Raw genomic sequence first — 6,313 nt, 5'->3', positions numbered from 1 at the left:
AATGGCTGCCTAACCAACTCTACTTATCGCCCCGGTTATAAATGGGGGGATTACCACAGCAGCAGTTGTTTGAAGCTTGGAACCGCATGGATCCTGTCGATGAGTGGGAGTTGGAGAGAAACCGGCGAATTGCGGCAATCCAGGGCAATGGAAACCCGTATGTAAGCAATGAAGAGCTGCCGCTGGGGCCTAGACAGCTCACTGAAACCATTTTTTCAGAGCCGATGACGGAGTTTAGATGCGACGAGCGCAAGAACTGTGGCCAGATGACTTCTTGTGAGGAAGCATATTTCCATTTTCTTCAGTGCGGGAATGGGCGCCTTGATGGAGATAGCGATGAAGTACCTTGTAATTCTATTTGTCATTAGTTACAAAATTCAATGTACAACAATGCTTCATATAAGGCCGCATTCAGCATGCGGCCTTATAACTTCCAAGAGGTTCCGACTTTCAAAATTATTTTTTGATATTCTGCAAAAAATCCACTAACTCATGTACTTTTGTTGATGGATTAAAATTATCGTTCCTAATAGCCTCTTCTAGCGACCTCTTCGCATTAGCTTTTGCTGAAGGCAACGCCTCAAAAAGATGAGCAAATACATCTTTACCACCTTTTGTATATTCGGAGTAATAAGCCTTTACCTCATCAAGCACTTGGTTTGCTGCGGTGTTTCCAGACAAATTTTCATAAGGCTTTGTAGAGTATATAAAATGCATTAACAGCCAGTATTCAAAACTAGGTACAGATGTTATAGCTACGAAAGTGCTTTTCGGAACTGCTTGATTAATATTGCCTACCGTTTCGTCGTATGTTGTATGACTATCTCTATCGAACACACAGAAAACTTTATCGAACCCATCACCTGAATCTTTCTCTTCACGATACCTTTGGCGAGCATATTCCAAAATATTTCTCGGACTGGACCCCGTGCCAATCAATTCCACATTAGCAGTATTAAGCTCGTAACACTTTTGGATTTCTTCAAAGTAATTAGGCTCGGTTTTTTTTCCTTCGCATACGATTAAAATCTTAGAATAAGGATCACGCTTTGCTTTTTTCCGATTGAGCTGCTTAGCTGATCTAGCTTTTCTCTTATGATGTAAGTTGTCTTGTCCCATTATTGATGCCCTTTCCACATCGGATTGATTTCTTTTGTAAAAGGGATAGCTCCATATCTACCAGACAAGTAACCTAATTCAAGATTCTCCCTTCCTTTTCTTGGGCTAAAATCTGTTAATGGATAAATTTCAGTAGCCTGCGATTTATTTTTACTACAAAACCAAACCTGATCTCTACGAAAAACATCTTGATGTAAAATAGAGGTATCATGCGTTGTAAATACTAATTGAGCATTTTTGGGGTTGGTTTCCTTGCTATGAAATAGAGAGACAAGAAATTTGACTAACTTTGGATGTAGATTATTATGGAGCTCATCAATAAACAATACATAACCGTTAGCTAAAACATCTACCCACGGCCCAGCCAAACCAAAAAGTCTCTTAGTTCCTTCAGATTCATCTTCAATATCAAAAACAACATCAGAGCCATCGCTAGCCTTGTGAATAGTACTAATATCTAATACTTTCTTACCTTTCATATCTCTAGCAATCTCATTACGAACAGTTTGAGGAATATCGTCAGGTAAAGAGCTTACATCAAAAGGTTCGCTTTCAACTTTAATATCGTCAATATCTAAATCAGCTGCTTTTAGAAAATCTAGAATTTTTTTCTTTTCTTCTTTTTCACAAAGTGAAGCACTAAATCCCATGCCCCATCCGTTTACTCCGGCCATCCTTAAAAATTTATTAAACCAATCATAGAGCGGCTCAAGCTGCTTGCTATTCAATTGAACAGCTGTAGACAAAAATAAAGCGTTATCTCTAGTGGACTTCTGCCACATTTGTTTTTCACCAAATAGATTGTTACCTAAGTCCCAATCATATTCATTCGTAGTTTCATTCCATTGTCTATCCAACCATCTCTGGGCACGCCCTTTTGGATAAGCAAGAAGCCACTCATCATAAACCTTGTCTTCAGTAGCCGAAAATCCATATTGATACCTAATATTATCGACAATAAACGTTACTTCGAATTCACTCGGTTTTAAACTCGATTCTTTATCGAGTTTAAAGGGAACGACAGGAAGCTGATCACCTCTTTGTTTACCAGAAGCTGAATTAGCCACCATATCCTTCATGACCATTAGAGCTAGTAAAAAATTTGTTTTACCACTGGCATTAGCTCCATAGATAGCAGCAGATCTTAAAAGGTTAAACTCATTAAAAGCATTTACTTTAAAAGTATTTTCTTCTACTAGCTCATCGCCTTTAGCCATGGATAGGCTGAGGGCTTGCCGATCTAAAATTGAACGAAAATTAGTGACACTAAATTCGATCAGCATTGCATTTACCCCTAATTAAGTTTTAATTCATGTGCATTATAAATCTATTTTTAGCACACCCCCCCTCTGAGCGCAATTTTTGACAAAATTTGTCAAAATACTTTACTAAGTCACACCCTATGCTTACACAGCACGCTGGTCGCACTCAGTCTGCGACCAAATTGCGACCACACACCTAGATTTATCTAGCTACCCCTGACTATACTCCACACCCAATACTGTATGTTTTTCCAGTAAACCAAAGAGGCGCTTATGTCAGAGAAAACCTATCAAGTCCTGGTCAGTCGGGTTCAGCGCAAAATCAACAGCCCTCGCGCTCAGTCAGAGCACTGCGCAGAGATTCAACGCCAGCCCGAAGACAGCACCGATGACTGGGCACGCATGCTTGCCGAGCTTGGAACAGTTGAAAACGTGACGATGACTCCGCTTGATGATGATGGCGAACTAGTTCGGGTACGCTGGAATCCAGAAGAATCAATGTCGTGAGCATGCGCAGCGGCGGGAAAGGCTGGCGTGGGATATAGCGAAACATTCTGGCGCAAGCGGCTTGAGCGAAAAAACTGGGTTAGCCTGCGCCGTGCAGCGCCGCCCGGTCATAAACTGATTGAGTTTCATATCATTTGGAAAGGGCAACTATTCAGCGGGCGAATAGCCGTTAACCGGCTCAATGCGGGCGATATGTCGACACCGGGCACCGTGCTCTTTTTGATACGTCGGACTGATCAAATTACTGAGGGCGTGTGGCGATTGAGTGCAGGTGGGGAGACTGGGGTAGTGCGCCGTCCTTGGCAAAAATGATATTCCATTCCCCGAAGGCAACATAGCATTATCAGGGAATTAGGCGTGTACGATAATTGCTACAGTTTTGTAAGCCATATCTTACAGGCACAAAAAACCGCTCAAGGCGGCCATGTCTGCTGCGCTTTGTGCCCTACCAGCTAATAGCGTCCAAGGCCTCCTGCGTTTTCGCTGCTCGCGCTAGCTTCACCAGCCGCTGGCGTTTGCCGGTCAGCCTCTGCGCTTCGGTGAATCGTTGTGCGTTATCAAGCACGGCCAGGCTTAAATCGTGCAGCGTCTCGGTACCGTCTTCGCCGTTGCGGCCCAGCAGGATGTTATCGAGTACCGGCGTGGGTGGTGGGTCGCTATCACCGCCGAACTCTTCCCACTCTAAATACGCGGTGGCCTCCGGTTCCTGCGCCCACCAGGTGTCTCGCTCGATCTGCGGGTAGTCCCTGATAAGTGGCGTCACTACCTCGACGTACGCCGCGTTGATTTCGTCAATTTTGACGGCACGGGCGGCGTTCAACTGATCCTCTTGAGTAGGCTTGGTTACCCACCACTGCTCTTGTGCTTGTGCGCTCACTCGGCCACCTCACTCTCGTCTGCTGGCTCATAGATTGGACCCGTGTCTACCTCTTCTTCCTCTGGCTCATCCATCGGCCCCGGGTCTGGGGGTGCTACCGGCGGCGGGGGTTCTACGGATTCCGGTTCCTCTACCGGCTCATCTGCGGGGTCTGGCTCCGGTTCTTCTACTACCGGCACAGTCACCGTCCAGCCGTCATCACGTTTTTCATAATTCGCATCATCAGGCGCGCTGGTGGCCACGATGTAGCAACGCTCAGGGTCGTAGTCCTCAGCATCTATCCACTCACCCGTGCCGAACCAATCATTCGAGCCATTAACCGGCTCACACTCATACGTTAAACCGTGCTGCGCCAGGGTTACGTATAACTCACCATCGCGCCACTCGACGTGGTAGATCCCTGCTGCGTCCGTTGCCTCATTACCGCTGAAAACGGCATCAGGGGGGAATACGGAGAGGTCGAGGCCGTTAATTACGTTGCCGCTGATTGTGTAGTCGTGATGTAGTGGTTTATCAGCTATTAACACTTTCATATCGGGTTCCTATTTCCAGCGGGATTCGATCAGCACACTCATTTTTGCAGTGGCACCACCCAGATAATTGCTCCCGTTAGTTTGTGCTACACGCACCTCAACAACGGAACCGCCGCTTTGACGTGCCGGTTTTGTTAATGTGCGTCCAATATGAAGAGGCGTCGCGCCACTGCTGTAGTCGCTCGCATCTGATGATCCATTGAGCGTTACATAATGCTCGGCACTGGAATGCGGGGTGTAGGGCAGCGTTACATTTGCCAGTAAGTAGCGACCTGTCGAGGGGTCTGTTGTGAACGTTTTTACTCCACAGTGCATCACCAGCCGCCCATCGGGGTGCTTGTAGTACCGGCCGTTGCTGTTTGAGCCGGTTTCGACCCCTTCGCTAGCCAGCAATGAATTGACCTGGCTTTTTGTGTAGTAGCGGCCATCGTGATCACCGCTGGTACGGTGTGCGTTCATAGCCGCTGCGTTTAGTGCGTGCGACGTGCTTGAACTGGTGCGACTCGACGTTGATGGGACGCGGGCGTAGGGTATGGTGCCCGACCTCAACTCTGCCGCATTCAGGTTTGTCAGGTTACTGCCATTACCATAAAACCCGCTCTGGCTTGTTACCTTCCCGTAGAAATAATGCGAGTCCGCAGAACTTAAATAGTGGGTATGCCCGCTGTTGCGGTTCCCGATCTCTACCGAACCATGGGGCCGCGTTATCTCAAGGCCTCTTGCTGCTACTCCTCGTAGTTCCACGCCGTTAGGGAGGTTCAGACCTTGGGCGGACACCAGACCACCTACCTCTACGTTTTCCCCGTTGACCGTTAACTTGAGATTGTCAGCAGTCCAGACCTCTACGGGAGTGGACCAAACCCCATTATGATTCCCTCCGATAAACAATCGGTTAGCTACATTTTGCGGGAGAAATAGAAACTTTTGATAGCTAGGGTTGTAGTTAGACCAATGGTAATGCCCGTTCCAACCCCCTGGAGCGTTATCAGGGGACAGGCCGTAATACATCCCTGACGCACGAGCATCATGGACATCATCTCGAATAGTGGGTGAACGCCCATCTGCCTGTAAGGCAAATACCGTGGCTGCGGTGTCACTACTGCCCGGGCCAACCAGGTTCATGTTAGTGATGGCCTTACGGCCTATTACGTCAGAATTTCGTACATTAACGTGGGTCAGCGTAGCGCCGCCCATGTGCAGCTGTTTATCGTCGTCATTCCAATAAACGCGCAGTGATCCCGCACCGTAGCTACTGTTATACGCTCCAATGTAGAAATACCCGCTGTTATGGGTCAGTTTGGCCTTTAAATCATTACCACCCAAATCCGCACCGCTGCGCGGCACGTAGTTTTCAAGCGCTTTATCTATATCAACGTTCGCCGCTTCCGCCGCTTCAATCGCTTTCCGCAGGGCTGCCTCAGCGCCTTCTTTCGCCGTCTCCGCTTTAGCCCGTTCTTGCCCTGCCGCCTGCGCCTGCTGCCCTGCCGCAGTTGCCTGCTGGCCTGCTGTCTGGGCTGACTGCCCCGCTTCGTCGCGGGCGGCGCGCACGGCGTCCAGGTCGCCGTACAGGTTTTCGGTGTCGTTTTTCGCTTTCTGGGCGGCACCGGCTGAGTCGTTGGCAGCGCTCGCAGACTGCGCAGCCGCTTGTCTGTCCTGCGCTACCGCCGCTTTATCCGTGGCCACCTGCTGGGCGTTGGCATTCACTTGCCCAGCGGTGGTGTCGATGCTCTCGCGCTGCTGATCAACGTGCGTTTTAACGTTGTCGATTGCCTGCTTTTGCTGGTCAACGTGCTGCCGGTCGGTGGCCACCTGGCCGGTTTTCTGCGTAATGTCGATGCGGCTCTCTGCGACAAACTTAAACTCTATATTCAGCTCGTCGCACATCGTTTTTAACTGTTCTGAAAAATCAAAACGCCACTGGTTGAGGGTGTTTTGTTTGAATATCATTTCCTCACGGTCGTTGTATTCAAAATCCCACTTACGCGGATCTTCAACCTGGGGTGCGCTAACCATCT

The 6,313-nt window shown here is 48.3% G+C and carries 8 protein-coding genes; 3 read left to right on the top strand and 5 right to left on the bottom strand.

The features are described 5' to 3' along the window. The first annotated feature begins 41 nt into the window (after positions 1 to 41). Positions 42 to 368, top strand: a complete 327-nt coding sequence (locus CZ787_RS19220) for an endonuclease (protein WP_087107254.1) — start codon at positions 42 to 44, stop codon at positions 366 to 368. 88 nt (positions 369 to 456) lie between these two features. On the opposite strand, the gene CZ787_RS06135 is transcribed toward CZ787_RS19220, so the two are convergent. Both CZ787_RS06135 and CZ787_RS06130 read right to left on the bottom strand, forming a co-directional pair. Next, on the bottom strand, positions 457 to 1,119 hold the full coding sequence (locus CZ787_RS06135) for an RloB family protein (protein ID WP_087107252.1): 663 nt from the start codon (positions 1,117 to 1,119) through the stop codon (positions 457 to 459). Beyond that, positions 1,119 to 2,402 (bottom strand): AAA family ATPase, encoded by a 1,284-nt coding sequence (locus CZ787_RS06130; protein WP_087107250.1) that lies wholly within the window; start codon positions 2,400 to 2,402, stop codon positions 1,119 to 1,121. Before CZ787_RS06130 ends, CZ787_RS06135 begins: the two co-directional genes overlap by 1 nt. 252 nt (positions 2,403 to 2,654) lie before the next feature. Between CZ787_RS06130 and CZ787_RS06125 the strand changes: the two genes are divergently transcribed. Both CZ787_RS06125 and CZ787_RS06120 read left to right on the top strand, forming a co-directional pair. Continuing rightward, on the top strand, positions 2,655 to 2,888 hold the full coding sequence (locus CZ787_RS06125; protein WP_087107248.1) for a DUF1654 domain-containing protein: 234 nt from the start codon (positions 2,655 to 2,657) through the stop codon (positions 2,886 to 2,888). Between the two features lie 27 nt (positions 2,889 to 2,915). Then, a complete protein-coding gene (locus tag CZ787_RS06120; protein ID WP_087107246.1) occupies positions 2,916 to 3,200 on the top strand; it encodes a hypothetical protein in 285 nt (94 codons plus the stop codon). Positions 3,201 to 3,333: 133 nt separating this feature from the next. Here the strand turns inward: CZ787_RS06120 and CZ787_RS06115 are convergent, their stop codons facing one another. From CZ787_RS06115 to CZ787_RS06105, 3 genes are read right to left on the bottom strand one after another with little or no spacing between them, the layout of a single operon-like run. Further along, positions 3,334 to 3,765, bottom strand: a complete 432-nt coding sequence (locus CZ787_RS06115) for a hypothetical protein (RefSeq protein ID WP_087107244.1) — start codon at positions 3,763 to 3,765, stop codon at positions 3,334 to 3,336. Further along, positions 3,762 to 4,298: a hypothetical protein gene (locus CZ787_RS06110; RefSeq protein ID WP_087107242.1), complete on the bottom strand. Its 537-nt coding sequence runs from the start codon at positions 4,296 to 4,298 to the stop codon at positions 3,762 to 3,764. The genes CZ787_RS06115 and CZ787_RS06110 overlap by 4 nt, the downstream gene beginning before the upstream one ends. 9 nt (positions 4,299 to 4,307) lie before the next feature. Then, positions 4,308 to 6,311, bottom strand: coding sequence for a hypothetical protein (locus CZ787_RS06105; RefSeq protein ID WP_087107239.1), 2,004 nt, complete (start codon positions 6,309 to 6,311; stop codon positions 4,308 to 4,310). Between the last annotated feature and the right edge of the window lie 2 nt (positions 6,312 to 6,313).

Origin of the sequence: Halomonas citrativorans (assembly GCF_900163645.1) — a bacterium.
GTDB classification, from domain to species: domain Bacteria; phylum Pseudomonadota; class Gammaproteobacteria; order Pseudomonadales; family Halomonadaceae; genus Vreelandella; species Vreelandella citrativorans.
The sequence above is the reverse complement of the archived record's forward strand: the minus strand, read 5'-3'. Positions and strand labels throughout refer to the sequence as shown.